General features: G+C 67.6%; 20 protein-coding genes. 15 read left to right on the top strand and 5 right to left on the bottom strand.

Annotated features, from left to right (window positions below; all coding sequences use genetic code 11):
* Positions 1-8 precede the first annotated feature (8 nt).
* Positions 9-686 (bottom strand): DUF3348 domain-containing protein, encoded by a 678-nt coding sequence (locus PDM28_RS10475; protein WP_311181915.1) that lies wholly within the window; start codon positions 684-686, stop codon positions 9-11.
* A 172-nt stretch (positions 687-858) separates the two neighbouring features.
* Between PDM28_RS10475 and PDM28_RS10470 the strand changes: the two genes are divergently transcribed.
* The 6 genes from PDM28_RS10470 to PDM28_RS10445 all read left to right on the top strand — a co-directional run bounded on the left by PDM28_RS10470 (position 859) and on the right by PDM28_RS10445 (position 6,864).
* Positions 859-1,269 (top strand): host attachment family protein, encoded by a 411-nt coding sequence (locus PDM28_RS10470; RefSeq protein ID WP_102944900.1) that lies wholly within the window; start codon positions 859-861, stop codon positions 1,267-1,269.
* Positions 1,270-1,271: 2 nt separating this feature from the next.
* A complete protein-coding gene (locus PDM28_RS10465) occupies positions 1,272-1,604 on the top strand; it encodes a thioredoxin family protein (protein WP_311181914.1) in 333 nt (110 codons plus the stop codon).
* An 89-nt stretch (positions 1,605-1,693) separates the two neighbouring features.
* Positions 1,694-2,035 carry a type II toxin-antitoxin system prevent-host-death family antitoxin gene (locus PDM28_RS10460; protein WP_102944902.1) on the top strand — a complete coding sequence of 114 codons (342 nt, stop codon included), beginning with the start codon at positions 1,694-1,696 and terminating at the stop codon, positions 2,033-2,035.
* A 3-nt stretch (positions 2,036-2,038) separates the two neighbouring features.
* Complete coding sequence (locus PDM28_RS10455; protein WP_102944903.1) at positions 2,039-2,665, top strand: ATPase; 627 nt, start codon at positions 2,039-2,041, stop codon at positions 2,663-2,665.
* A 292-nt stretch (positions 2,666-2,957) separates the two neighbouring features.
* Positions 2,958-4,442, top strand: a complete 1,485-nt coding sequence (proP, locus tag PDM28_RS10450; RefSeq protein WP_311181913.1) for a glycine betaine/L-proline transporter ProP — start codon at positions 2,958-2,960, stop codon at positions 4,440-4,442.
* Positions 4,443-4,521: 79 nt separating this feature from the next.
* On the top strand, positions 4,522-6,864 hold the full coding sequence (locus PDM28_RS10445; RefSeq protein WP_425507593.1) for a GH92 family glycosyl hydrolase: 2,343 nt from the start codon (positions 4,522-4,524) through the stop codon (positions 6,862-6,864).
* A gap of 6 nt (positions 6,865-6,870) precedes the next feature.
* Here the strand turns inward: PDM28_RS10445 and PDM28_RS10440 are convergent, their stop codons facing one another.
* Complete coding sequence (locus PDM28_RS10440; protein WP_311181910.1) at positions 6,871-7,599, bottom strand: SOS response-associated peptidase; 729 nt, start codon at positions 7,597-7,599, stop codon at positions 6,871-6,873.
* Between the two features lie 94 nt (positions 7,600-7,693).
* On the opposite strand from PDM28_RS10440, the gene PDM28_RS10435 reads away from it, so the two are divergent.
* Positions 7,694-8,491: an AraC family transcriptional regulator gene (locus PDM28_RS10435; RefSeq protein WP_311181909.1), complete on the top strand. Its 798-nt coding sequence runs from the start codon at positions 7,694-7,696 to the stop codon at positions 8,489-8,491.
* 550 nt (positions 8,492-9,041) lie between these two features.
* Here PDM28_RS10435 and PDM28_RS10430 read toward each other — a convergent pair.
* Positions 9,042-9,944 (bottom strand): SEL1-like repeat protein, encoded by a 903-nt coding sequence (locus PDM28_RS10430; RefSeq protein WP_311181907.1) that lies wholly within the window; start codon positions 9,942-9,944, stop codon positions 9,042-9,044.
* Positions 9,945-10,106: 162 nt separating this feature from the next.
* Positions 10,107-11,339, bottom strand: coding sequence for an MFS transporter (locus PDM28_RS10425; protein ID WP_102944909.1), 1,233 nt, complete (start codon positions 11,337-11,339; stop codon positions 10,107-10,109).
* 235 nt (positions 11,340-11,574) lie between these two features.
* On the opposite strand from PDM28_RS10425, the gene PDM28_RS10420 reads away from it, so the two are divergent.
* Both PDM28_RS10420 and PDM28_RS10415 read left to right on the top strand, forming a co-directional pair.
* A complete protein-coding gene (locus PDM28_RS10420; RefSeq protein ID WP_102944910.1) occupies positions 11,575-11,997 on the top strand; it encodes a DUF2231 domain-containing protein in 423 nt (140 codons plus the stop codon).
* The gene (locus PDM28_RS10415) at positions 11,994-13,355 is read left to right on the top strand and encodes a PQQ-dependent sugar dehydrogenase (protein ID WP_311181906.1); all 1,362 of its coding nucleotides are present in this window, start codon (positions 11,994-11,996) and stop codon (positions 13,353-13,355) included. The genes PDM28_RS10420 and PDM28_RS10415 overlap by 4 nt, the downstream gene beginning before the upstream one ends.
* Positions 13,356-13,470: 115 nt before the next feature.
* On the opposite strand, the gene PDM28_RS10410 is transcribed toward PDM28_RS10415, so the two are convergent.
* On the bottom strand, positions 13,471-14,142 hold the full coding sequence (locus PDM28_RS10410; protein ID WP_311181905.1) for a hypothetical protein: 672 nt from the start codon (positions 14,140-14,142) through the stop codon (positions 13,471-13,473).
* A 153-nt stretch (positions 14,143-14,295) separates the two neighbouring features.
* On the opposite strand from PDM28_RS10410, the gene xth reads away from it, so the two are divergent.
* The 6 genes from xth to treY all read left to right on the top strand — a co-directional run bounded on the left by xth (position 14,296) and on the right by treY (position 25,360).
* The gene (gene xth, locus PDM28_RS10405) at positions 14,296-15,096 is read left to right on the top strand and encodes an exodeoxyribonuclease III (protein WP_311181904.1); all 801 of its coding nucleotides are present in this window, start codon (positions 14,296-14,298) and stop codon (positions 15,094-15,096) included.
* Between the two features lie 311 nt (positions 15,097-15,407).
* Positions 15,408-16,973, top strand: a complete 1,566-nt coding sequence (gene glgA, locus PDM28_RS10400) for a glycogen synthase GlgA (protein ID WP_311181903.1) — start codon at positions 15,408-15,410, stop codon at positions 16,971-16,973.
* Positions 16,970-19,207 (top strand): 1,4-alpha-glucan branching protein GlgB, encoded by a 2,238-nt coding sequence (gene glgB, locus PDM28_RS10395; protein WP_311181902.1) that lies wholly within the window; start codon positions 16,970-16,972, stop codon positions 19,205-19,207. The genes glgA and glgB overlap by 4 nt, the downstream gene beginning before the upstream one ends.
* Positions 19,204-20,943: a malto-oligosyltrehalose trehalohydrolase gene (treZ, locus tag PDM28_RS10390; RefSeq protein WP_311181901.1), complete on the top strand. Its 1,740-nt coding sequence runs from the start codon at positions 19,204-19,206 to the stop codon at positions 20,941-20,943. The genes glgB and treZ overlap by 4 nt, the downstream gene beginning before the upstream one ends.
* Positions 20,940-22,856 (top strand): 4-alpha-glucanotransferase, encoded by a 1,917-nt coding sequence (locus PDM28_RS10385; protein WP_311181900.1) that lies wholly within the window; start codon positions 20,940-20,942, stop codon positions 22,854-22,856. The genes treZ and PDM28_RS10385 overlap by 4 nt, the downstream gene beginning before the upstream one ends.
* Positions 22,853-25,360, top strand: a complete 2,508-nt coding sequence (gene treY / locus PDM28_RS10380) for a malto-oligosyltrehalose synthase (RefSeq protein ID WP_311181899.1) — start codon at positions 22,853-22,855, stop codon at positions 25,358-25,360. The genes PDM28_RS10385 and treY overlap by 4 nt, the downstream gene beginning before the upstream one ends.
* The last annotated feature ends 2 nt before the right edge of the window (positions 25,361-25,362 follow it).

Raw genomic sequence — 25,362 nt, 5'->3', positions numbered from 1 at the left:
CAGCCCGGTTAGTGGGGGCGAAGCGCTGCAAGCAGGCCTTCGATGGGGTGGAAACGAACGTCCAGTTCGGCCATCAGCACGGCCTGCATGTCGTTCCTGAATATCTGAAGCCAGCCGGCGTCGGGATCGGCCCCGTCGCCACCGGCGTCGTCGCGCAGGCGCTCGAAATGGGCGCCCAGCAGGGTCGGTACGCTCGCCAGCAGCTGCTGCTCGCGCGGGCTCAGGGCCTGTTCCATCGCGGCGTCCACCTCGGCCAGGCGCGGCAGCTCGCCGGGTTCCTGGCTGAGCCGGTCGCGCAACTGGCCGCGCAGGCGCCCGGTCGCGGTCAGCATGGCGCGCTGCACGGTGAGGCAGCGCTGGCGGAACGCGATCGGGTCGATCCTGACCGGTGCGCCGGCGTCCGGGGTGTACTGGATGGACTGGACCAGGCTGGCACGCACCTTCGCGCATTCCTCGGCCAGCGTCTCCACCTCGGTGGGTTCGGTCGCGGCCGGGGCCGGCAGGCGCCCGTCCAGCGCGCGCGACAGCGCGACCGCACGGGTCCAGTCGATCCACTGGCTGAGCCGGTCGGACAGGTCCGGCCCGGTGCGCGGGGCGTTGCGGTCGGCCAGCGCCGCCAGCAACCGGATGAAGGGCGGGCCGGGGACAGGCGTGCGGTGCTGCTTTTTCGCCATGGTACCGGTCAAAAACCGCGAATTTTACACTGGAATGACGGCCGGGCTCGCTGAATGCCCGGGCGGCCCGGCGCGGCGGCGCTTCCACACGCCGTGAACACGCGCGTATGCGCCGCGCTTACATGCGGTTGCCTACGGTGGGGGCGGGCCAACCCATCGCCCGCAATCTTTCCAGGAGTCCACCATGCAGATCCCCGAAAAAACCCTTGTAGTGGTCGCCGACGGCGGCTCGGCCCGTGTATTCACCAACGTGGGTGACGGCCGCACGCTGCAACTGAAGCAGGACGAGGAACTGCAGATCCGCGACATCAGCCCGGAAGGCGTGTCCGGCCAGGGCCCGTCCGGTTCGGTGCCCAAGGACATGAGCATTTCCCAGCTCAACGAAGCCACCTTCGCCAAGCAGCTGGCCCAGCAGCTGAACGACCACGCGCTGAAGAACCGCTACAGCCACCTGATCCTGGTGGCCGACCCGAAGACGCTGGGGCATATCCGCCCGCAGCTGCACAAGGAAGTGGAGTCGCGCATGCTCAAGGAGATCGCCAAGGACCTCACCAATTCCACGCTGGACGACATCCAGCGCGCCCTGGTGGCCTGAGCATGGCCTTCGCGACCCGCTATGCAGATCAGTTGGAGCCGACCCGTGCCGAGGTCGAGGCCGGCACGGGCTGGCAGCTGCTGGAGTTCGGCACCGACTGGTGCGGGCACTGCCAGGCCGCGCAGCCGGCGGTGCGCGGGTTCGTGGACGGCCACCCCGACCTGGCGCACCGCAAGGTCGAGGACGGCAAGGGGCGGCCGCTCGGGCGCGCCTTCACGGTGAAGCTGTGGCCGACCCTGGTGCTGCTCAAGGACGGCCAGGAGCAGGCGAGGGTGGTGCGGCCGACCGCACCAGCAGACCTGCAGCCGCTCGAACAGGCGCTCCACGCCGGGTAGATCCGGCCGCTGGGCGGACGCGGATATACCAAAATTCCCAATTTGTCCAAAAAGGGTATACTGGCCCCGTCCACCGTTGGAGTTCCGCCATGAGCCTGCCTTTGGATGTGCCCGGTCTTGAAAAGGCCACCGCGTCGTCGGTGAAGACCCGCGGCTGGCCGAGCCTGATGCGCACCGTGCGCGAGAAGCAGGCGTTGGTGATCACCAACCACAACCATCCAGAAGCGGTGATCGTGGACATCAAGGCCTATCAGGAGCTGCTGGCCCGCGCGGCCGGCAGCCAGGATGACGGCCGCCAGGGCGAACTCGAGCGCCTGCGCGCCGAGTTCGACACCGCGCTGTCCAGCCTGCAGCGCGAGGGCGGCCTGGGCAAGGTGCTCGGCCAGCCGATCCGCCGTGGCAAGGCGACGCTCCTTGGCCCGTCGCTCTGACCGGTGGCGAAGATCCTGGTGTTGGCCGGCGTCAACGGCGCCGGTAAAAGTTCGCTTCTGGGCACGTGGCTGCGCGAAGCCGGCCTGACTTGGTTCAACCCCGACGCGTTTACCCGCCGACTGGTGGAGCAGGGCTGGCCCTTGGACGAGGCCAATGCTGCGGCATGGAGTGAAGGTACGCGACGGCTGCGCCAGGCGATGGCCGACGGCACCGATTTCGCATTCGAGACGACGCTGGGGGGCAACACCATTCCGCGCCTGCTGCGCGAGGCGTGCGACAGCCACGAGGTGGCGATCTGGTTCTGCGGCTTGCAGAGCGTTGCACTGCACGTGCAGCGCGTGGCTGATCGGGTCAGCCAGGGCGGTCATGACATTCCGCAGGACAAGATCCGTGCGCGTTACGATTCCGCGCGCGAAAACCTGATCGCGTTGTTGCCGTACCTTGCCGAGCTGCACGTGTACGACAACAGCGCGCCGGTGGATGCGCAGGGCAGGGCAACGCCGCTGCCGCTGCTGCAGCTGGATCGCGATGGGCTGCATCATCCGGTGACGGTGATCGATCTGCTGAAGACGCCGGACTGGGCGAAACCCATCGTGATGCGTGCGATGGAACTGCACGCGAACGGTTGATCGCAGTGCATGGAAAACGCTTGAAAACAGGCGTTTTCTGCAACATGTGAAGACAGGGCCAGGACCCGGCGGGTCAACTGTGGTAACATGCATCGCTTGATCATTGTCCCGGGCCGTTGCCCGTCTCTCGGTCATCCTTCCTGCAGCGCCGTTGTGTTTTCGCGGCCGTCCGGGAGCGTCTGTTGCCACCCCTCTTCGCGCATCGTGCCGCGTTCTTCCAGAGGCGGTCTTTTCCTGTGCCTTGCGCGGGGACGCCAGGCGTCGGGATGACCCTGCTTGCAGGAGAAAGCAGATGCAGGAAGTGCATGCCGCACATGCGCATTTCGGTTGGTTCAAACGCCGCCGCCAGATGAAGGTCGACGAAGTCACTGTCGTTGACCGCCCCATGTTGAAGAAAGCCGTCGGCGCTGCCGCGCTCGGCAATGCGATGGAATGGTTCGACTTCGGTGTGTACGGCTATCTCGCCGTTACCCTGGGCCATGTGTTCTTTCCGACCAGCAGCCCAACCGCGCAGCTGATCGCCACCTTCGCCACCTTCACCGTGGCCTTCCTGGTCCGTCCGCTCGGCGGGCTGGTGTTCGGTCCCCTCGGCGACCGCTATGGTCGACAGAAAGTGCTGGCCTTCACCATGATCCTGATGGCGCTGGGCACTTTCAGCATCGGCCTGATTCCCTCCTACGACAGCATCGGCATGTGGGCGCCCGCGCTGCTGCTGATCGCGCGGCTGGTGCAGGGCTTCTCCACCGGCGGCGAGTACGGCGGTGCAGCGACCTTCATTGCCGAATACTCCACCGACCGCAACCGCGGCCTGATGGGCAGCTGGCTGGAGTTCGGCACGCTGGGCGGCTACATCGCCGGTGCAGCCACCGTGACCGTGCTGCACATGGCGCTGAGCAGCAGCCAGATGCTGGACTGGGGCTGGCGCCTGCCGTTCCTGATCGCCGGGCCGTTGGGCCTGCTCGGGCTGTACATGCGCATGAAGCTGGAAGAAACCCCGGCCTTCCGCGCGTATGCCGAAGAAGCCGACAAGCGCGACCTGGAGCGCCCGGGCCTGGGCGCGCTGCTGCGCGTGCACTGGCCGCAGCTGCTCAAGTGCGTGGGCCTGGTGCTCGTCTTCAATGTCACCGACTACATGCTGCTGACCTACATGCCCAGCTACCTGAGCGTGACCATGGGCTACGCCGAGAGCAAGGGCCTGCTGCTGATCATCATCGTGATGCTGGTGATGATGCCGCTCAACGTGGTCGGCGGGTTGTTCAGTGACCGGCTGGGCCGCCGCCCGATGATCATCGGTGCCTGCATCGCCCTGTTCGCGCTGGCCGTCCCGTGCCTGCTGCTGGTCGGCAGCGGCAACGACTGGCTGATCTTCCTGGGGCTGATGCTGCTCGGCCTGGCACTGGTGTGTTTCACCAGTTCGATGCCCTCCACCTTGCCGGCGTTGTTCTATACGCCCGTGCGCTACAGCGCGCTGTCGATCGCCTTCAACGTGTCGGTCTCTCTGTTCGGGGGCACCACGCCGCTGATCACTGCCTGGCTGGTCGAGCGCACCGGCGACCCGCTGGTGCCGGCGTACTACCTGATGGGCGCCGCCGTGATCGGCCTGGTCACCATGCTGTTCGTCAAGGAAACCGCCAACCTGCCGCTGCGCGGCTCTCCGCCGGCCGTGGCCAGCGAAGCCGAAGCCCACGCCCTGCTGAAGAGCGACGAGCCGGTGACCGTAGACCCGCACCAGCCCACGCTCCCCGAGGCGGCATTGCCGGATGCGCGACCCGCGTAAACTGGACCCCGCGCCGCAACATGCGGCGCGGGGGCATCCAATGCTAGGATCGATCCACCTTGTATCGATCTAAATCCAAATGACCAGAGCGGCGGCAACGGGGTGGGTAGCATTGGCCATGGGCGCCATGCTGGCAGCAGGAGGCGCCAGCGCGGCGCCACAGACCGCAGGCGAACGCGCCTACGCCGCGGTCGATCCGTTCATCGGCACCGGTGGCGAAGGGCATACCTATCCGGGCGCCACGGTGCCGTTCGGCATGGTCCAGCTCAGCCCCGACACCCGCATCCAGCCGCGCGAAAAGGCCTACGACTGGGCCGCCGGTTACCGTTACGACGACAGCAGCATCGTCGGCTTCTCGCATACCCACTTCTCCGGCAGCGGCCACTCCGACCTCGGCGACGTGCTGGTGATGCCGTTCACCGGCGACCCCGGCCTGGAGCGCGGCCACCCGGAGAAGCCCCGCAGCGGCTACGCCTCGCGCTTCGACCACAAGGACGAAAAGGCCGAGCCCGGTTACTACGCGGTGACCCTGCAGGACTACAAGGTCCGCGCCGAACTCACCGCCAGCGCCCGCACCGGCGTGCACCGCTATACCTACCCGAAGGGCGAGTCGGCCAAGCTGCTGCTCGACCTGCGCACCAGCCTGTACGACTACCCGGGCAAGATCTCATGGTCGCGGCTGCGCGTGCGCGACGACGGCACCATCACCGGCTTCCGCGAAACCCGCGGCTGGGCGCCGGGCCGCCAGCTGTATTTCGCGATGCGCTTCTCGCGCCCGCTGACCGGCCACGCGCTGCACAACACCGAGAAGGACATTCCCTACAAGGGCTTCCCGCCGCCGGGCCAGAACGATCCGACCCAGCGCGCACAGATTGAAGGTCGCCAGCTGGTCGGCACGTTCGACTTCGGCAAGCTCGATGCACCGCTGGTGGTCAGCGTGGCCATTTCGCCGGTCAGCGAAGCCGGCGCCATCGCCAACCTTGAAGCCGAAGCCAAGGACCAGGACTTCGACCGCATCCGCGCCGACGCCCGCACCCAGTGGCAGCGGGCGCTGTCGGTGCTGGACATCGAGGCACCGCAGCACGATCGCCGCAGTGCCTACACCACGCTGTACCACAGCCTGCTGGGACCGACGCTGTTCATGGACGTGGACGGCCAGTACCGCGGTTCGGACAACGCCGTGCACCGCGCCGAGGGCTATACCAACTACTCCACGTTCTCGCTGTGGGACACCTACCGTGCACTGCACCCGCTGCTGACCCTGGTGCAGCCGGAACAGCGCACCAGCGACATGGTCAATTCGCTGCTTGCCCACCAGCACAACAGCCCCTACGGCATGCTGCCGGTGTGGGCGTTCCACGGCCAGGAAACCTGGTGCATGATCGGTTACCACGCGGTGCCGGTGATCGCCGACGCGTACGTCAAGGGCATCCGTGGCTTCGACGCCGACAAGGCGCTCAAGGCGATGGTCGCCACCGCCAACTACGGCCCCTACGACGGCATCGCGCAGTACCGCGAACTGGGCTGGGTGCCGATCGACGAAGAAGGCGAGGCCGCCAGCAAGACGCTGGAATACGCCTTCGACGACTGGACCATCGCGCGCATGGCTACGGCCATGGGCAAGAACGATGTCGCCACCGAGTTCGACAAGCGCGCCACCAACTGGCGGCATGCCTTCGATGAGGAAACCGGCTTCATGCGCGCCCGCAAGCGCGACGGCAGCTTCCGCACCCCGTTCGATCCCAGCGCCAGCGGCTATGGCACCGACTACACCGAAGGCAACGCCTGGCAGTACTCGTGGTATGTCCCGCAGGACGTGGCCGGCCTGGCCGCTGCACACGGCGGCGCCGACAAGCTGCTGGCGCGGCTGGACGCGGTGTTCGACGCCAAGGTCGACCCGTCGATCTTCGAGCATATGGAAGACATCACCGGCCTGATCGGCTGGTACGCGCACGGCAATGAGCCCAGCCACCACGTCGCCTACCTGTACGCGCATGCCGGGCAGCCGTGGCGCACCCAGGCCCGCCTCAAGCAGATCATGGACACCCAGTACGCTGACCGTCCCGATGGCCTGGCCGGCAATGACGACCTGGGCCAGATGTCGGCGTGGTACGTGTTCACCGCGCTCGGTTTCTATCCGGTCGCCCCGGGCAGCGCCGAGTACATCATCGGCCGTCCGTTCCTGCCCAAGGCAGTGCTGAACCTGCCCAACGGCAAGACCTTCCGCATCACCACCGACGGCATGGGCAAGGGCCACGAGTACGTCGGTTCGGTCACGCTCAACGGCAAGCCGCTCAACCGCACGTTCCTGCGCCACGCCGAAATCATGGCCGGTGGCGAACTGCACTTCACCCTGCAGGCCGACGCCAACACCGCGTGGCCGGGGCAGGGTGCCGAGCAGCCGTACTCGATGTCGCACTGACGTCCTTCAGCTGTCGTCGTCCCACCCATCGCCGTCCCCGTCTTCCGGGGGCGGCGATGTCGTTTCCAGGTCCGGGTCGACCGGTTCCAGCAGGGTGTAGTCGTCGCGCTTGAGGTCGCGGAAGGCGCGCCCTACCGGGCAGGCCTCCAGTGCGGGCGAGGGCACGTGCAGGCCGGCAGGCGTGGTGATCGCGCCGGACAGCCAGTCCATCGCCTGCGCTGCGGAAAGGAACACCGGCCCGTCCGGGGTCAGCGGTTTGGGAATGGCCCGGTTGGGCGCGGTCAGCACGGTAAAGCTGTCCAGCTGTAGGCCGTCGCCGTCCTCCCAGTGTTCCCACAGGCCGGCCGCGAGCAGGGCAAGCCCGTCGCGTCGCTGCACGAACAGCGGCCACGGCGGGCGGCGGCTGCGGTCGAGTTTGTAGTATCCGGACAGCGGCACCACGCACGGGCGTTCGGACCACGCCTTGGCGAAGATGCGGCTGGCGGGCGCGCGGTCGAGACGGGCGGTAACGGTGGTGTAGGTCGTGCTCGGTGTCTTCGACCAGCGCGGGACCAGGCCCCAGATCATCTCCGCCACATGCAGCACCCCGTCGCCATCGCGCGCGACGACCGACGCAGGCGAGCCCTTGCCGATGTTGTAGCGGTCCGGCGCGGCCGCCAGCGCTTCAGCCAGCTCGCGCGGCAGGCCTTCGGGGATAGACTCGGGTTCGGCAATGGCCTGTGCGAAGCGACGCATAAGCCCAGACTAGGCGGCGGAGCGTGAGCGCGTGGTTGAGCCGGACCGGGGTCGGCGCTAGAGTCGGGGCGTGGTTGTTTCGCGATACCCGCCCATGCCGCGTCGTAAAAAAGACATTCCGCCTGCAGACAGCGCAGGCCAGCGCCTGCCGTTGGGACCCGAGTCGGCGGTGCTGTGCCGGGCGCGCGACTACGTGGCCGGCACGGTGATTGCCTTGCACCACCATCCGGACCGCCACCAGCTGGTCTACGCCGCCTCCGGTGTCCTGGTGGTACAGGCCGGCAGCGGTCGGTGGGTGGTGCCAAGCACGCGCGCGATCTGGATGCCGGCGGGCATCGGCCACAAGGTCAGCTGCATCGGGGCGGTGCGCATGCGCAGCCTCTACGTCCAGCCGCAGGCCATGCCGGATGCGCCGACAACCGCGGCCACTGTATCGATCACGCCACTGCTTGCTGAGCTGATCGCAGCGGCGGCAAACGTGCAGCAGCCTTACGCGACGAACTCCCGCGACGGCCACCTGATGCAGCTGATCCTGGACGAACTGCAAACGCTGCCGGTGCTGCCCCTGCACGTGCCCGAACCGGCCGACCCGCGCCTGCAGGAAATCGCACACTACTGGGACAGCACGCCCGATGACGCTTCAACATTGCAGGACTGGGCGCAGCGCCTGGGCGTGGACGCCAAGACCATCCAGCGCCTGTGCGCGCGCGAACTGGACATGACGTTCGGCCAATGGCGCCAGCAGATCCGCCTCGTCCGTGCGCTGGAGCGGCTCGCGCATGGCGAAAAGGTGATCGACGTAGCCCTGTCGCAGGGCTACGCCAGTCCAAGTGCGTTTACCGCGATGTTCAAGAAGCGCTTCGGGCAATTGCCGAGTCAGTTCTTCCAGTGACGCGGCTGTGCCGATCACGACTTGCGCTCAGAAGTCGCAGCCCCCGACCGGAACCCATTGGATTCCGCCGCCCAGGCTGCAAGGTACCAGCGGCACGCCCGGAGGAAACCCACTCTGACCGGGTGGCAGCGGAGTGATGGGACCTAGGTCGACGGCACCGGTCCAGCCAGAGCCGCCCCCGCCGCCGGGGAGCACTCCGTAGCCACCACCATTGCCGCCTGGGGGCGAAGGCGGAGGATTGATCGGAACCCGTTCATCCGTGATGTACTTTCCTTCGAAAGTCTGGCGGTACGTAGCGCAGTGCGTTGCGTTGCAGACCATATAGGATGTCCCCGTGGCGAACATCCAAAAGGGAACGTCATCGACAGGTGCCCGCATGCTCTCAAGGAATTGCTGCGTCAAGGGATCTATGTAGGGCGCTTGGACGAGGCAACCATTGTCACAATGGATCGGCCCCCGCTCCCAGGCATACAGAATCGAGCACGTCGTCGCTAGAACCAGCGCAATCACTATGGTCGCAAACACGCGGGTCTTCCAGCTCCCACTGCGTTTACCGGCAACATTCATCATGAATCATCTTTCCTTTCGTGTGTGAGTGTTGAAGCTCCTGCGGGGTCAGCCGTTTCCTGATTTCCTCCATTCTTGTCGATGACACAAACCGCGGTTCCACCCTGGCCGCAACCTGGTAATAGGCGTACGCGGCTACGAGGTCTTGATCGGCAAGCACCCCGATCCGGTACGCATCGCCCAGGTGGATGAGTGCATCGATACTTCCGTCGGATGACGCAGCCTTCAGGTACTTCATTGCCGTGGCTTTGTACTGTTTGATGGCATCGGGGTCTCGAAGCATGTCCGCCGGGCTTCCGAGGGTTGCCTCAGGGTCTGACACGTAGAGAAGTTGCGCGCCGACATGACCCTGTTCGGCGGCAAGGGAGAGCCATTCGGATGCGGAGTCGTAGTGCTCTGCCGACAGGCTCCTGCAGTTCTCGTAAGTAGCTTGGCGAACGGCGGAAGCGCCTTCCTTGTCGAAGCGCTTCATCATTCCAGCACACTCGCGGAGTTTGAGATGGATCGCGTAGGACGCCTTCGCCTCGCCTCCAAGCGCAGCCGATGAGAGGTCTCGCACTACGCTTGCCGCATCCCCGTCGGGAACACCTCCCATGTCGATGAAGGTATATGCGCGGCCCGTCAAGGAACGGGTAGTGATGCCATTTCGCAGATTGCGATTTTGTGCCTTGGCTGCGCGATCCATGCCTTCGGCGGCCGAAGCCGGATTCGACTGCACCGCTGCAGCCTTCCTGACCTGGCCTGCGCTTGGCGCGGGGATTGAGTCGTCAGCGCATCCAGCAAGAAGCGCGATGCAGAGTGCGAGCGCTGTCGAGGTCAGTTGGCCAAGCTTCATACGCTCGCACTGATCGGCGAGCAGCGGCATCGCCGCGCAGAGGGCATCCATGCAGAGCTCCAGAAATCCATGCAACCGCATCGGCGATGCGGTGTGGACTAGAGTCTATGGATCCGGACATGGGGTCCAATTGATCTTCGCGATGCATCCTGGAGCAGCGCAATACGCGATCAATGATGTTGTAGGACCTAGCGTCAGGCTTGGGAGCCGCGCCTACTTCATCGATGTCTTCGGCAGGAACGCCGTCGCCAATCCAAGCAGCGGCAGGAACGAGGTGAGGTGGTAGACCCACACGATGCCGTGGATGTCGGCGAGCTTGCCGAGACCGGCGGCGCCGATGCCGCCGATACCGAACATCAGGCCGAACATCAGGCCCGAGACCATGCCGACGCGGCCAGGAACGGCTTCCTGCGCGTACACCACCAGCGCGGCGAATGCGGAGGACATCACCAGGCCGACGGCGACGGCGAGAATGGCCGTGCCCATCAGGTTGGCGTAGGGCAGGGCGAGCGCGAACGGGGCCACGCCCAGGAACGAAATCCATATCACCGCCTTGCGGCCGATCTTGTCGCCCACGGGGCCGCCCATGAAGGTGCCCAGCGCGATGGAGGCCAGGAAGATGAAGAGATACATCTGGCTCTGCTGCACACTCAGGTGGAAGCGTTCGATCAGGTAGAAGGTGAAGTAGTTGGTGATCGAGGCGATGTAGACGAACTTGGCGAACATCAGCACCGCCACCACCGCGATGGCCTGCACGACCTTGCCGCGGCTCAGGCCGATGCCATGCGAACGCGCCAGGCTGTTCATCTTGGCCTGGCCGTGACGCACGGTCCAACCGGTAAGGCGGAACAGCACGAAGATGGCGACGGCGGCGATCAGCAGGAACCAGCCGATGGCACGCTGCCCATGCGGGATCACCACTGCAGCGGCAAGCAGCGGGCCGATGGCCGAGCCGGTGTTGCCGCCGACCTGGAACGTGGACTGGGCGGTACCGAAGCGGCCGCCCGACGCCATCCGTGCGACGCGCGAGGCCTCCGGGTGGAACGTCGCCGAGCCCACGCCGACCACGGCGGCGGCGAGCAGCAACATTTCGTAACTGTTGGCCATGGCCATCATGCCGATGCCGACGAAGGTCGCGACCATGCCCGAGGGCAGCAGGTAGGGCATGGGTCGCTTATCGGTGTACATGCCCACCCACGGCTGCAGCAGCGAGGCGGTGAACTGGTAGACCAGCGCGATGGTGCCGATCTGGCCGAAGCTCAGCTGGAACTGGCTCTTAAACATCGGGTACACGGCGGGCAACACCGCCTGGATCATGTCGTTGAGCAGGTGCGCGAACGCAGCGGCACCGACGATGCGGATCGCAAAGCCCTGCTGCGCAGGTTCGGTGACGGCGGGCACTACCGGGGCAACAGGGGAGGCGGACGGCGGAGTTTCTGGGCGCATGGGGGCAATCAACAGCAGCAGCGATCCCGGTCGGCAGCACCGACCCGGACCCGTGGGGAAGGGTAGCGGCAAAGCGTAAGCCCGGCGCTGGCGGCCGTCTCGCGCGATACGGACGGCCATCGTCGCATTCAGGACATTGGGAGGCTGTGCCGGATCTGGCGTCCTGCATCCATAAGGCCGTCACGCTGCGGCTGGCACGATGGCAGGCGTTCCGCCCCACTACAGGAGACAAACCGTGGCCTCAACTGCCGTCGTGACCCGCCACTGGGTCATCCATCCGTTCCATGCCGCCGTGCTAGGCGGCGTGCTGCCGCTGTTCCTCGGCGCGCTGCTCGCGGACTACGCGTACTGGAACACCTATGAGATCCAGTGGAGCAACTTTGCGTCCTGGCTGCTGGTGGGGGCCATGGTGATGACGACCCTGGCGCTGTTGTTTGGCCTGCTCGGGCGTCTGCGCGGCAGCCGCAATGGCTTCTACGTGATCGTGCTGGCGGCGACCTGGATCGTCGGCTTCCTCAATTCGCTGCACCATGCGCGCGATGCGTGGGCGATCATGCCCGGCGCGCTGGTGTGGTCGGTGATCGTCACCGTGCTCGCACTGATTGCCACCTGGCTGGGCTTTGCCAGCGTCCGTGTGCGCGTGGGAGGTGCCCTGTGAACCGCGCGTCCACGAAGATCCTCGCCGTCTCCGCACTCGCGGTGGCGCTGGCCGCCTGCAGCGGCAAGGCGCCGGAGCTGCAGCAGCTCGGTGGCAATCCGGAACTGCCCAAGCCGCACCGCGCGGTAATGCCGGACATGACCATCGCCAAGCCGACCCCGTGGGGCGACAGCGTGCCTACGGTGCCGGCCGGCTTCAAGGTGTCGGCAATCGCCACCGACCTGGCGATTCCGCGCCAGACCCTGGTGCTGCCCAACGGCGACATCCTGGTGGCTGAAGGACGCGGCGGCAGTGCGCCGAACCTGAAACCGAAGGATGTGATTGCCGGCAAGATCAAGGCCAAGGGAAACACCCAGGTGAAGAGCGGCAACCGCCTGACGCTGCTGCGAGATGCCGACGGCGACGGTGTGTATGAGCTGAAGACGGTGTTTGCCGACAAGCTCAACGCGCCGTATGGCCTGGCGTTGGTAGGCAATGCGCTGTACGTGGCCAACCAGGACGCGCTGGTGCGCTTCGATTACGCCGAGGGCCAGACCAAGGCCAGTGGCGCGCCGGTGAAGGTCACCGACCTGCCGTCGGCGATCAACCACCACTGGACCAAGTCGCTCGCGGCCAGCGAAGACGGTACCAAGCTGTACGTGGGTATCGGTTCGAACAGCAACATCACCGAACGGGGCATGGCGGTCGAGCTCGACCGCGCCCAGGTCTGGGAGATCGACGCGCAGACCGGCGCGCACCGCCCGTTCGCCACGGGTATCCGCAATCCCACCGCGCTGGCGGTGCAGCCGGGCACCGGCACGTTGTTCGCGGTGGTGAACGAGCGCGATGAGATCGGCCCGAACCTGGTGCCGGATTACCTGACCTCGGTCCGCGAAGGCGGCTTCTATGGCTGGCCTTACAGCTACTGGGGCAAGAATGTGGACACCCGCGTGATGCCGCAGAACCCGGACAAGGTCGCCTCGGCGATTGCGCCGGACTACGCACTGGGGTCGCACGTGGCCGCGCTGGGCGTTGCGTTCTCCAACCCTGCAGTGGGTGGAAACTTCACCGACGGCGTGTTCGTGGGCCAGCATGGCAGCTGGAACCGCAATCCGCCGGTGGGCTACAAGGTGGTGTTCGTGCCGTTCCGTGACGGCAAGCCGTCCGGGGACGCGATCGATTTCGCTACCGGGTTCCGCACGGATGAAGGCAAGACCCGCGGCCGACCGGTGGGTGTCACGGTGGATCCGCGTGGCGCGGTGATCGTGGCCGATGACCTGGCCAATACGATCTGGCGGATTACGCCGGCGCCGGGGGCTGTGGCGCCGGCGCCGGCTGCTGCGCCTGCACCGGTTACGCCTGCGCCTCCGGCGCAGTAAGCGGTGGGAGGATGCGCCTGCGGCACGTGTCGCAGGCGCCTTGGGTAAGCCACGCAGGGCGTGGCTCTACCAGGGAACGTTCGCGATCAATGGGTAGAGCCACGCCCTGCGTGGCTCAACGAACCCACCGAACGGCTTTCAACGCAGCCGCCAACTTTTCCTTGGCCTCTTCATTGCTGAAAGGCGGCACCTTCGGCGGGTCATACACTTCCGGTCGCGTCCCGGCCACCACCAGGTCAATCGCATAACAGCGCCCGTCCTGCACGGCGCGGTAGCTTTCCGCCGACACGTAGTGGCTCATCGCCGCATCGCCGGCGCTGAAGTGGGTAAACGGTACGCCGTCGATCCGCACGGTGTCGGCCTTCCCGGTTGCTTCGGCCGGCAGATCCAGGCATCGCTTCACCGCATCGGCATCGACACTGCGCCCCAACCGAACCTCGGCGGCGGTGACCTCGTTGGACCCCTCCAGCACAAGCGCCGCCAGCGGCTCGCCTTCACTGTCCGGTTCCGCGAACAGCTTCCAGCTGTCCAGCGCCAGGTAGCTGCGGGTGAAGTCGCGGCGCACCTGCATGCCCGGAACCGCATCCAGCGCAATGCCTGGCGCGTCTTCCGCGAACACGGGCGCCACGGTTGCAGCCTTCTGCTCCGTGACCGCGACCGCCTTGGCGGCACCCGGATCGGCGCCGCTCGGCGGCGCGACAGGCGCAGGATCCGGGCTGCGACCGCACCCGACCAGGGGACTGGCCAGCAGCGCGACCATCAACGAGGTGCGCAGGGAGGTGTGCATGCGGAGCTCCATGGAAGGCGGACGCAGCCAGCATGCGCCTGGCTGCGTTGCAGGGGGTGAACACCGATGTCGGCGGGACGACCGCGTGAGCTGGACGTTGACGCGCACGTGCGACGGCCGGTGGATACTCATGCCACGCAGAAGGAGCACGCCATGGGCCGCCGCAAGCGACTGAAGATCGCCACGTTCAATGTCAACGGCATCAAGTCCCGCCTGCCGCATCTGCTGGCCTGGCTGGAACGCGAAAAGCCCCACATCGTGGCCGTGCAGGAGCTCAAGGCAACGCAGGAGAGCTTTCCTGAAAAGGAGATCCGTGACGCCGGCTATGGCTGCATCTGGCACGGCCAGCGCTCATGGAACGGCGTTGCGATGCTTGCCCGTGCGCAGGACCCCATCGAAAGCCGGCGCGGCCTGCCGGGCGACCGCAGCGACGACCAGAGCCGGTACCTGGAGGCGGCTGCGCACGGCGTGCTCGTGGGTGGCCTGTACCTGCCCAACGGCAACCCGCAGCCGGGACCGAAGTTCGACTACAAGCTCAAGTGGATGCAGCGGCTGCACAAGCACGCTTCCGGGCTGGTCGGGTTGCCGCACCCGGTCGCCCTGATCGGCGACTTCAACGTGGTACCGACAGACGCCGACATCTACGATCCGAAATCCTGGCGGCGCGATGCCCTGCTGCAGCCGGAGGCGCGCGAGGCGTATTTCAACCTGCTGGCGCAGGGCTGGACCGACAGCCTGCGCCAGGTGCATGGCGAGGCGCAGATCTTCACTTTCTGGGACTACTTCCGGCAGCACTACGAGCGCGACCGCGGACTCCGGATCGATCATCTGCTCGTGAACCCGGTGCTTTCAGTCGGCCTGAAGGACGCCGGCGTGGACCGTTGGGTGCGCGGACTGGAAAAGGCGAGCGACCACGCGCCCACCTGGATCGAGGTGCTCGCGCCGCAGTCGTGAGACTGCGATGACACTTCCGCTCACTGTGTGAAGCCTTCAGGTTCCGTCGCGAATCAGGCGCTGCGCGAAGTCCCATATGCCGCGAGGTGATGTGCAGATGGGATATTCGAATCACCGCATGCACGCACAGCTGCGTTTTCCGGCGCAATCTGGCCTTGTAATCCGGTCAAGTCACGAAGCTGTCGCAACGGGTTCACACGTTGTTTATTCGGCACGCAGGTAGATTCCAATCAGGGCCCACGCCCCGACAGCTTGCGGCGCAATGCCGATGAGCGGTTCCCCCACCGCGTTACACCTCTGAGATTGCCCCCATGTCGCCTCCGCGTCTGTCCGCTGTTCCTGCGATTCCGCTCGTGCCCGCTGCCGACAACGGTGAACGTGGCATCCGTGTACGGCGTGCGCCGAAGCTGCGCGCGGTCGAGGGCGGCGCCCCGAGTGTCACGGCCCGCATCGAGCGTGCGCGGCGGGTACTGTTCGTCACCTCCGAAATGGCCGACTACATCAAGGCCGGCGGCCTCGGCGACGTAGCTGCCTCGCTGCCGCGTGCGCTGCGCGGTCGCTCGGACGTGCGTGTGTTGATTCCCGGCTACGACGATGTGATCGCCCGCGCACCCGACCTGCGCCTGGTCGGACGGGTGCCGGCGCGTGCCGGCATTCCCGCCTGCGACATCGGCGAGGCGACCCTGGCCGATGGCCTGCCGGTGCTGGTGCTGGTCTGCCCGGAGCTGTACCAGCGCGGCGGCAGCCCGTACGTGGACGGCGCCGGCCAGGACTGGAGCGACAACGCGGTACGTTTCGCCGCCCTGTCGCGCGCCGCCGCGGTGATCGCCTGCGGCAGCGCCGGGCTGGGCTGGCAGCCGGAGCTGCTGCACCTGAACGACTGGCCGTGCGCGCTGGCGGCGGCCTACCTGCGTTGGTACGGCTCGGACGTACCGGCATTGCTGACCATCCACAACCTGGCGTACCAGGGCCTGTTCCCGGTTGAGCTGGCCGAGGCGCTTGGCGTTTCCCCGGAACAGGCGGAGAGCATCCTGTTCCACGGCAGGCTGTCGTTCCTGCAGGCGGGCATCGTCCATGCCGACCAGGTGAACACGGTCAGCGTCAGCTATGCGCGGCAGATCACGGGCCCGGAGCAGGGCTGCGGCCTGGACGTGCTGCTGTCCGGACACGCCGCGAGCGGTCGCCTGAGTGGCATCGTCAACGGCATCGACAATAGTTGGGACCCGCGTACCGACCTGCACCTGACCGAGCACTTCGACCTGCACCGTTGGGAAGGCCGCGTGGCCAACAAGCGCCGCGTGCAGCGCGCGCTCGGCCTGCCGCATGGCGATGGTCCGCTGTTTGCGGTGGTGTCGCGGCTGGTGCACCAGAAGGGGTTGGACCTGAGCTGCGCGGTGGCGCACCAGATCGCCGCTGCAGGTGGACAGCTGGCGATCATCGGCGATGGCGACCCGCGCATTGCCGCCGAGGTGGCGACCCTGTCGCGCCGGTTCCCGTCGTCGGTGGGCGTGTTTGCCGGGTTCGACGAAGCGCTGGCCCGCAAGATGTTCGCCGGCGCCGACTTCCTGCTGATGCCGTCGCGCTTCGAGCCGTGCGGGTTGAGCCAGATGTATGCGCAGCGGTTCGGCTGCCTGCCGATCGCGCATGCCACTGGTGGCCTGATCGACACGATCGAGGACGGCGTCACCGGGTTGCTGTTCGATTCCGCAGACGCCGACTCGCTGCGCCGCTGCGTGCAGCGGGCGTTCCGGACCTATCGCCTGCCGAGCCTGCTGTCTGCGATGCGTCGCGCCGCGATGTTGCGGCCAAGCAGCTGGGAGCAGGCCGGGTCGCATTACCTGAATCTGTACGACCGCGCGATGGAGCAGCGCGCATGAGCGAGGACGCACTGAACCTTCGGGATGCGGTCACCCCTGACGATGCCGGCATGCCGGAAGTATCGCCGCAGCCGCTGGAACCGGCGCTGCTGCCCCTGTTGGCGGGCCAACCCTGCGATGCGTTTGCCGTGCTGGGGCCGCACCGGGACGTTAGTGGCTGGCGGCATACGGTGTACCTGCCCGGCGCGCGCCAGGTAGAGGCCCAGCTGGCAGAAGGCGCCTGGCGTGCCATGCAGCGGGGGGCCGCCGAAGGCCTGTTCCAGCTCCGGACCGGACAGCGCGGCACCGGGCTGCTGCGCATTCAATGGCCTGATGGCACCCAGGAAGTCGAAGACGCCTACGCGTTCGGTACCCAGCTGGATGACGGCGAACTGCAGCGGTTGCGGGACGGCAATCCGGACGCGGTTCGCCGTTCGCTGGGTGCGGTCACGGCAACCTGCGAAGGCGTGCCCGGTGTGCGCTTTGCGGTGTGGGCGCCCAACGCCAGCCGGGTGGCCGTGGTGGGCGACTTCAACAGCTGGGATCAACGCCGTCATCCGATGCGCCTTCGCCATGATGCCGGGGTGTGGGAACTGTTCCTGCCGCGTGCGAAGGCCGGTGCCCGGTACAAGTTCGCACTGACCGCAGCCGATGGACAGTCCGTGGTGCTCAAGGCCGACCCGTTGGCACGCGCGTGCGAGCTTCCCCCGGACACCGCGTCGCGGGTGTCGGCACCGTGCGCGCATGTCTGGAAGGACGCCGCGTGGATGGCACACCGTGCGCTGGCGCCCGGGCAGGCCATATCGGTGTACGAGGTGCATGCCGGTTCCTGGCGACATGACGCCACCGGCGCCCCGCTGGACTGGAATGCCTTGGGCGACCAGCTGATTCCCTACGTCACCGGCCTGGGCTTTACCCATATCGAGCTGCTGCCCGTGAGCGAGCATCCATTCGGCGGGTCGTGGGGCTACCAGCCGCTGGGCCTGTATGCGCCGACCGCGCGCTATGGACGCCCGCAGGATTTCGCCGCGTTCGTGGACCGCTGCCATGCTGCCGGGCTCGGGGTCATCATCGACTGGGTGGGCGCCCATTTCCCGACCGATGCCCATGGCATGAACCGGTTCGACGGCACCGCCCTGTACGAACACGATGACCCCCGGCTCGGCCTGCACCCGGACTGGAACACGCTGATCTACAACTACGGCCGCGCCGAAGTGGCTGCGTTCCTCATCGGCAGCGCGCTGGAGTGGATCGACCGGTTCCATGTGGACGGCCTGCGCGTGGACGCTGTCGCGTCGATGCTATACCGCGACTACAGCCGCGCGGAGGGCGAGTGGTTGCCGAACGTCAACGGCGGGCGCGAGAACCTGGAAGCCGTGGCGTTCCTGCGCCAGCTGAACGACGCCATTCGAGCGCGCTTCCCGGACGTGCTGGTCATGGCCGAAGAATCGACGGCGTGGCCGGGTGTGACCGCCCCTACTGCAGCCCAGGGGCTCGGCTTCACCCACAAGTGGAACATGGGCTGGATGCACGACACGCTGGCCTACCTGCACCGTGACCCGATCCATCGCGCCCACCACCACGGCGAAATGACCTTCAGCGCCATCTACGCCTTCAGCGAGCGCTTCATCCTGCCGCTGTCGCACGACGAGGTGGTGCACGGCAAGGGTTCGCTGCTGGCGAAGATGCCGGGCGACCGCAGCCAGCAGTTCGCCAACCTGCGCGCCTGCTACGGTTTCATGTGGGCGCACCCGGGCAGCAAGCTGTTGTTCATGGGCGGCGAATTCGCACAGCCGGCGGAGTGGAACCACGACGCCGCGCTGGACTGGGCGGCCGCTGCCGACCCGGCGCATGCCGGCATGGCGCGACTGGTGGGCGACCTCAACCGCCTGCTGCAGCAGGAACCCAGCCTGCGCCTGGCCAACGACAGTGAAGCCGGCTTCGAGTGGAGCGTGAGCGACGATCACCGCAACAGCGTGCTGGCGTTCGTCCGGCATGCACCCGACGGCCAGGGCCGCTCCACCCTGGTGGTGTGCAACTTCACCCCGGTGGCGCGAGATGGCTACCTGCTCGGGGTGCCGTCCGCCGGCGAGTGGTCGGAGATTCTCAATACCGACAGCGCGCACTACGGCGGCGGCAACGTGGGCAACGCGGGCCGCGTGAGCACCATCGACCGGCCCATGCACGGCCATGCGCAGAGCCTGCCGCTGACCCTGCCGCCGCTCTCGGTGATTTACCTGCAGGCGGCCGAATGAGCGTAGCCGTTCCGCGATGGGGCGCCCACGAAGGCGGGCAGGGGCAATGGGAATTCGCAACATGGGCACCGGGCGCTCAGTCCCTGGAACTGCTGCTGGACGGTGAAGCGCTGGCGATGCAGCCGGCGGGTGGCGGCTGGTTCCGGCTGTCCGCACCTGCCTCGGCGGGCATGCACTATCGTTTCCGGATCGACGGCGAACGGACGCTGGCCGACCCGGCGTCGCGCTCGCAACCGGAGGGCGTGTTCGGGCCGAGCGCGCTGCTGCGCGACGACTTCCCCTGGCAGCGCACCGAATGGCGCGGTCGGCCGTGGCGCGAGGCGGTGATCTACGAAGTGCACGTCGGCGCGGCTGGTGGCTCCTACGCGGCGGTGCGCGAACAGTTGCCGCAGCTGGCCGCGCTGGGCATAACCGCCATTGAGCTGATGCCGGTGGCCACCTTTCCCGGTACCCGCAACTGGGGCTATGACGGGGTGCTGCAGTACGCCCCCGCAGCGGCCTACGGCACGCCGGATGACCTGAAAGCGCTGGTCGATGCGGCGCATGGCCATGGCCTGATGGTGCTGCTGGACGTGGTGTACAACCATTTCGGTCCCGATGGCAACGTGCTGCCTGCACTGGCGCCGGCGTTCTTCCGTGAGGAAGTGCGCACCCCCTGGGGCGCGGCGGTGGATTTCCGTCGCCCGGAGGTGCAGCAGTATTTCATCGACAATGCCCTGATGTGGCTGCAGGAATACCGCTTCGACGGATTGCGCCTGGACGCGGTGCACGCCATCCACCCGCCTGCCTTCCTGGACATCCTGCGGGAGCGCGTGCACAGCGCGCTGCCGGATCGGGAGATCGCGCTGGTGCTCGAGAACGAGCGCAACCAGGCCTCGCTGCTGGCCAGTGGCTTTACCGCGCAATGGAATGATGACTTCCACAACGCGCTGCACGCGCTGCTGACCGGCGAGAGCGAAGGCTACTACCGTGACTTCGCCGATGATCCTTCGGAACGGTTGCGCCGCGTCCTGGCCGAGGGGTTTGCCTGGCAGGGTGAAGTGAATGGCAGCGGCCAGACGCGCGGCGAGCCCAGCGGTGATGTGTCGCCGCGCCAGTTCGTGCTGTTTGCACAGAACCATGACCAGATCGGCAACCGCGCGCAGGGCGAGCGCCTGATCCAGCTGGTGGGGCCGCGCAAGGCGGCGCTGGCGATGGCGCTGACCGCGTTGACCCCCATGATTCCGCTGTTTTTCCTGGGCGAGCCATGGGGCGCGCACTCGCCGTTCCTGTACTTCACGGACCACCGCGCGCCGCTGGACGAACAGGTGCGGGAAGGTCGCCGCAGTGAGTTCGGTCATTTCAGCAGTTTCCGGGACGAGCAGCGACGTTCGCTCATTCCGGACCCCAATGCGCTGGAGACGTACGCGCTTTCGCGTAGCGTGTGGCCATCGCCGGATGACAACGACGCAGCGACCTGGCTCGAGGGATTCAGGAGCCTGCTGGCCGTTCGCAGGGCGCACCTGGTGGCGGAAGGGGAGGTGCATGCGCTCGGTGCCGACATCATTGCACCGGGCGCACTCCGTGCCGGCTGGCAGGTGCCGGGCGCGCAATGGTGGATCGGGTTCAACAGCGGTGATGCGCCGGTTGCCCTCGAGCTGCCGCAGGGCAGGGAAGTCTTTCGACTCGGCGCGCCGTGCCGCGATGGGCAGCTGGAGCCCGACGGCCTGTATGCCGTCGTCGTGGAGGCCGCATGAACAGTGCCCCCTCGCTGGCTGACGTAGCCGCTGCCGCCGGTGTGATGGTCGATTGGACCGATGTTGCGGGCATGCCGCAACGGGTCGACGACCACGCCCTGGCGGCCATCCTTGAGCGTCTGGCGTTGCCGGCGGCGACCTCGCTGCAGCGGCGCGACGCGCTGCACGCCCTGGCGGTGCGACACCAGGCTGGCGTGCTGCGGACCGCCATCGTGCGCGAAAGCGTTGCGGTCGGACCGGTCGATTCGGCCTGCGTGTGGGTGCATGAAGATGGCAGCAGCGAGTCCACGCGGACCGACGCGGGCGGCCGCGTGGATGCGCCTGCACGTCCGGGCTACTGGACCGTGGCCTGCGCCGGCGTGGTGCAGCGGGTGGCGGTGGCGCCGGTGCGTTGCTTCGGCGTCACCGATGCCCTTGGCGCGGATGCACGCGCATGGGGGCTGGTGCTGCAGCCCTACGCTGCGCGCGGGGAACATGACGCCGGTATCGGCGACACCGCCGCCTGTGCAGCTTGGGCCGTGCGCGTGGCCGCGGCAGGCGCTGACGCAATGGCGCTGGGCCCGGTGCATGCGGCCAACGCGGTGGATCAAGACTACAGCCCGTACTCGCCCGGGGACCGCCGCTACCTGGAGGCGCTGTACGCCGCGCCGGTGCAGGCGCTGGGAGAGGTTGCGCTGCGGGCGCTGGATGAACACCCGGTGCTGCGCGCGGAGCTGCACCTGCTGCGCAACGCGGAGCTGATCGACTGGCCTGCCGTGGCCTCTGCCAAGTGGTCGTGGCTGTCCGAAGTGCAGCGCGCCGTCGCGGGTGATGTCGCGACCGCGCAAGCACTGCAGCGTTTCGAACACGAAGGCGGCGCGGCATTGGCCGCGCACGTGGACTTCATGCATGCACGCCTCGCACTGCCCCGGTCACTGTATGTGTTCGGTCAGTGGCTGGTGACCCGCGGCTGGCAGCAGGCGCAGTCCCAGGCGCTTGGAAGCGGCATGCGGCTCGGGCTGATCGCCGACCTGGCAGTGGGATTCGACCCCTCCGGCGCAGAGGCCGCCGCAGGCGCCGACGCCTGCCTGCGCGGTCTGGTTCTGGGTGCGCCGCCGGATGCGTTCTGTGCCGGCGGGCAGGTGTGGGGCGTCAGCAGCTATTCCCCCTCCGGGCTGCAGGTGCAGGGCTATGCACCGTTCATCGCGCTGCTGCGCGCGGTGATGCGCGACCGCGGCGGGATCCGGGTCGACCATATCCTGGGCTGGCAGCGCCTGTGGGTCGTGCCGGAGGGCGCCGATGCCGGGCAGGGCGCCTACCTGCGCTACCCGCTGCAGGATCTGTTGAACATTGCGGCGATCGAGTCGTGGCGGCACCGTTGCATCGTGATCGGCGAAGACCTCGGCGTGGTACCACCCGGCATCCGCCAGACCCTGGCCGCGCGAGGCGTGATGGGGATGGATGTGCTGGCCTTCACCCGCGACGACACCGGCCGCTTCCTGCCTGCGGCGGACTGGCGTGCCGATGCGGTGGCGATGACCGGCACCCACGACCTGCCGACGCTGGTCGGGTGGCGGCGAGGCCTGGACTTGGCCTGGCGCCACCGGCTCGGCGAGCTTGACCAGCCAGGCCTTGGGCAGCAGCTGTCTGCCAGGGCGGCCGACGTGGCCCTGCTGGACACGGCGCTCGGCGTGGAACGCGCGGAGCCGCAGGATCGGCGCGGGGCGGCACTGGAATTCGTGGCATCCGGCCCCAGTGTGCTGGCCTTGCTCCCGGTGGAGGACGCACTGGGCCTTGCCGAGCAGGTCAATCTGCCGGGGACGGTGGGGACGCATCCCAACTGGCGTCAGCGGTTGCCGCGTGACGGTCACGAGGCGGTGCTGGTCGATTCGATGGCGCGCTTCGCCGCTGCACGTTCGAGGGTGCCTGCATGACGCCCGTTCGGGCCACCGTGCGGCTGCAGCTGCATGCCGGGTTCACCCTCGCCGATGCAGCGCGCCAGGTCGACTACTACGCCGCGCTGGGCATCAGCCATCTGTATCTGTCGCCGATCTGGCGTGCGGTATCGGGCTCCACACACGGGTACGATGTAGTCGACCCGACCGAAGTCAATCCGGAGCTGGGGGGAGAGGCGGCACTGCGTGCACTGTCGGCCACTGCACGCGCGCACGGCATGGGCCTGGTGCTGGACATCGTACCGAACCACATGGCCGCGCACGCCGACAACCGCTGGTGGTGGGACGTGCTGCTGCACGGTCAGCGCAGCGGCTGCGCGCACTGGTTCGATATCCAGTGGAACGCGCCGCTGGCGGAGGGCAGGGTGCAGCTGCCCGTTCTCGATCGGCCGTTGCAGGATGCGATGTCCGACGGCGTGCTGCAGGTCGACCGTGACGGCGACGGCGAAGCGCCGACGCTGCTGCATCATGACAGCCGCCTGCCGCTGGCTGGCGCAGGTGCGCCCGACGCAGCGAGCGCCGGTGTTCCGGAACTGCTTGACGCCCAGGCGTACCGACCGATCTGGTGGCGCCTGGGCGATGACCGCATCAACTACCGGCGCTTCTTCACCATCTCCTCGCTCGCCGGGCTGCAGGTGCAGCACGACGATGTGTTCGAGACCGTGCATCGGCTGCCGCTGGCGCTGCTGGCCGAAGGCGTGGCCGATGGCCTGCGCGTGGATCACGTGGACGGGCTGGCCGATCCGCAGGCGTACCTGCAGCGCCTGCGTGGCGCGATGGATGCAGCCTGCGCGGGTCGCGAACATCCGCCTCTGCTGTGGGTGGAGAAAATCCTGGCGCCTGACGAAGAACTGCCCCCGGAGTGGATGTGCGACGGCACCACCGGCTACGATTTCATGGACCAGGTGTCGGCCTGGCTGCACCAGCCGACCGGCGAAGCGGCGCTGGCCGCACACTGGCAGGCACGCAGTGGTCGCCCCGCCAGCTTCGCCATTGAAGAGCGGCTGGCACGGCAGGAGGTGCTGGAGCGCGGCCTGCGCAGCGAGTTCGATGCCGTGCTGCGCCACCTGCTGGGCATGGAGCGCGACACCGTCGCCGCCGATGCCCGCTGGGGGCGTACGGTCATGGCGCGTGCGTTGGCCGCACTGCTGGTGCGCTTCCCGGTCTATCGCAGCTACGCCACCGACCACGGCTGCAGCGAAGGCGATCACGCGTGGTGGTCGGAAGTGCTGGAAGGGGTGGTGCGTGAGGAACGACCGGATACCGCGCTTGCCGCGCAGTGGATCGCGGCGCGCTTCTGGGCGGAGGCGGCAGATCCTGCCCGCGACGCGCTGCGTGTGCGGTTCCAGCAGTTGAGCGCGCCCCTCAACGCCAAGGCGGTCGAAGACCGCGCCTTTTACCGTTATGGCGTGCTGCTGTCGCGCAACGAAGTGGGCAGCCGCCCCGACCAGTTCGCGCTGTCCACCCGCGCCTTGCATACCCGTGCGCTGATGCGGGCGCACCGACACCCGCAGGCGATGCTGGCCACCGCCACCCATGACCACAAGCGCGGGGAAGACAGTCGCGCGCGGCTGGCGGTGCTGTCCGAGCACCCGCAGTGGTGGACGCGGCAGACCCGGACCCTCGAGCGGACCGCGAAGCGGATCGGACTGCGCCTGCCGCCCGCGCCGGTCGCCCAGATGCTGTGGCAGACCCTGGTCGGCGCGTGGCCGGTACAGGGCCTGGCAGAGCCGGTCGCCTTCTCCGCGCGCATCCTGCAGTGGCAGGTCAAGGCGATGCGCGAGGGCGACCTGTGGTCCTCGTGGACCGATCCGGACGCCGGCTTCGAAGCGCGGCTGGAAGCGTTCACCCATGACCTGCTCTCGCATCGCGCCGCGGCCCCCGTGCGTCGCGTGCTTGAACAGTCCGTGCTGCACATCGCGGCCGCCGGTGCGCGCAACGGGCTCGCACAGCTTGCGCTGCGCCTGACCCTGCCGGGCGTGCCCGATCTGTACCAGGGCACCGAGGGATGGGATCTCTCGCTGGTCGACCCTGACAACCGCCGTCCGGTGGACTACGCCCAGCGGCGCGGATGGCTCGCCGACCCGCGCAGCTGGCCGCAGCTGCTTGCGCAGTGGCAGGACGGCGCGGTGAAGGCGCGCCTGTTGCGTCGCCTGCTTGAGGCGCGTCGCCAGCAGCCCGCACTTTTCCGTGACGGCGACTACCAACCGCTGCATGCGGATCGGGAGGTGCCGATGCTCGCCTTCGTTCGTAGCGGTGCGGGCGCACGCCTGCTGGTGACCGTGGCCCACCACACCGGCGCCGAGCCGGCCCGCGTGGGTGCGGCCCTGGGCGACGCGCACTGGCGCGGCGCGGCGTTGTCCGTGCCTCCCGGACGCTACCGCAATCTCCTCACCGGCGCAGAATTCACAAGCGACGGTGCCCCCACGCGACTGCGGCAGCTGTTCAACGGCAGCCCGGTAGCGATCTACTCGACCTGGTAAGA

This window comes from Stenotrophomonas aracearum, from assembly GCF_031834615.1.
Taxonomy (GTDB): domain Bacteria; phylum Pseudomonadota; class Gammaproteobacteria; order Xanthomonadales; family Xanthomonadaceae; genus Stenotrophomonas; species Stenotrophomonas aracearum.
The sequence above is the reverse complement of the archived record's forward strand: the minus strand, read 5'-3'. Positions and strand labels throughout refer to the sequence as shown.

What these genes read in the sequence shown, in the direction of transcription:
- PDM28_RS10465 (WP_311181914.1), top strand. Translation starts at nt 1,272, where the DNA reads ATGGCCTTCGCGACCCGCTATGCAGATCAGTTGGAGCCGACCCGTGCC.
- PDM28_RS10435 (WP_311181909.1), top strand. Translation starts at nt 7,694, where the DNA reads ATGCCGCGTCGTAAAAAAGACATTCCGCCTGCAGACAGCGCAGGCCAG.
- glgA (WP_311181903.1), top strand. Translation starts at nt 15,408, where the DNA reads ATGTCGCCTCCGCGTCTGTCCGCTGTTCCTGCGATTCCGCTCGTGCCC.
- PDM28_RS10425 (WP_102944909.1), bottom strand. Translation starts at nt 11,339, where the DNA reads ATGCGCCCAGAAACTCCGCCGTCCGCCTCCCCTGTTGCCCCGGTAGTG.
- PDM28_RS10460 (WP_102944902.1), top strand. Translation starts at nt 1,694, where the DNA reads ATGAGCCTGCCTTTGGATGTGCCCGGTCTTGAAAAGGCCACCGCGTCG.
- glgB (WP_311181902.1), top strand. Translation starts at nt 16,970, where the DNA reads ATGAGCGAGGACGCACTGAACCTTCGGGATGCGGTCACCCCTGACGAT.
- PDM28_RS10430 (WP_311181907.1), bottom strand. Translation starts at nt 9,944, where the DNA reads ATGGATGCCCTCTGCGCGGCGATGCCGCTGCTCGCCGATCAGTGCGAG.
- PDM28_RS10385 (WP_311181900.1), top strand. Translation starts at nt 20,940, where the DNA reads ATGAACAGTGCCCCCTCGCTGGCTGACGTAGCCGCTGCCGCCGGTGTG.
- proP (WP_311181913.1), top strand. Translation starts at nt 2,958, where the DNA reads ATGCAGGAAGTGCATGCCGCACATGCGCATTTCGGTTGGTTCAAACGC.
- treZ (WP_311181901.1), top strand. Translation starts at nt 19,204, where the DNA reads ATGAGCGTAGCCGTTCCGCGATGGGGCGCCCACGAAGGCGGGCAGGGG.
- PDM28_RS10470 (WP_102944900.1), top strand. Translation starts at nt 859, where the DNA reads ATGCAGATCCCCGAAAAAACCCTTGTAGTGGTCGCCGACGGCGGCTCG.
- treY (WP_311181899.1), top strand. Translation starts at nt 22,853, where the DNA reads ATGACGCCCGTTCGGGCCACCGTGCGGCTGCAGCTGCATGCCGGGTTC.
- xth (WP_311181904.1), top strand. Translation starts at nt 14,296, where the DNA reads ATGGGCCGCCGCAAGCGACTGAAGATCGCCACGTTCAATGTCAACGGC.
- PDM28_RS10440 (WP_311181910.1), bottom strand. Translation starts at nt 7,599, where the DNA reads ATGCGTCGCTTCGCACAGGCCATTGCCGAACCCGAGTCTATCCCCGAA.
- PDM28_RS10410 (WP_311181905.1), bottom strand. Translation starts at nt 14,142, where the DNA reads ATGCACACCTCCCTGCGCACCTCGTTGATGGTCGCGCTGCTGGCCAGT.
- PDM28_RS10445 (WP_425507593.1), top strand. Translation starts at nt 4,522, where the DNA reads ATGACCAGAGCGGCGGCAACGGGGTGGGTAGCATTGGCCATGGGCGCC.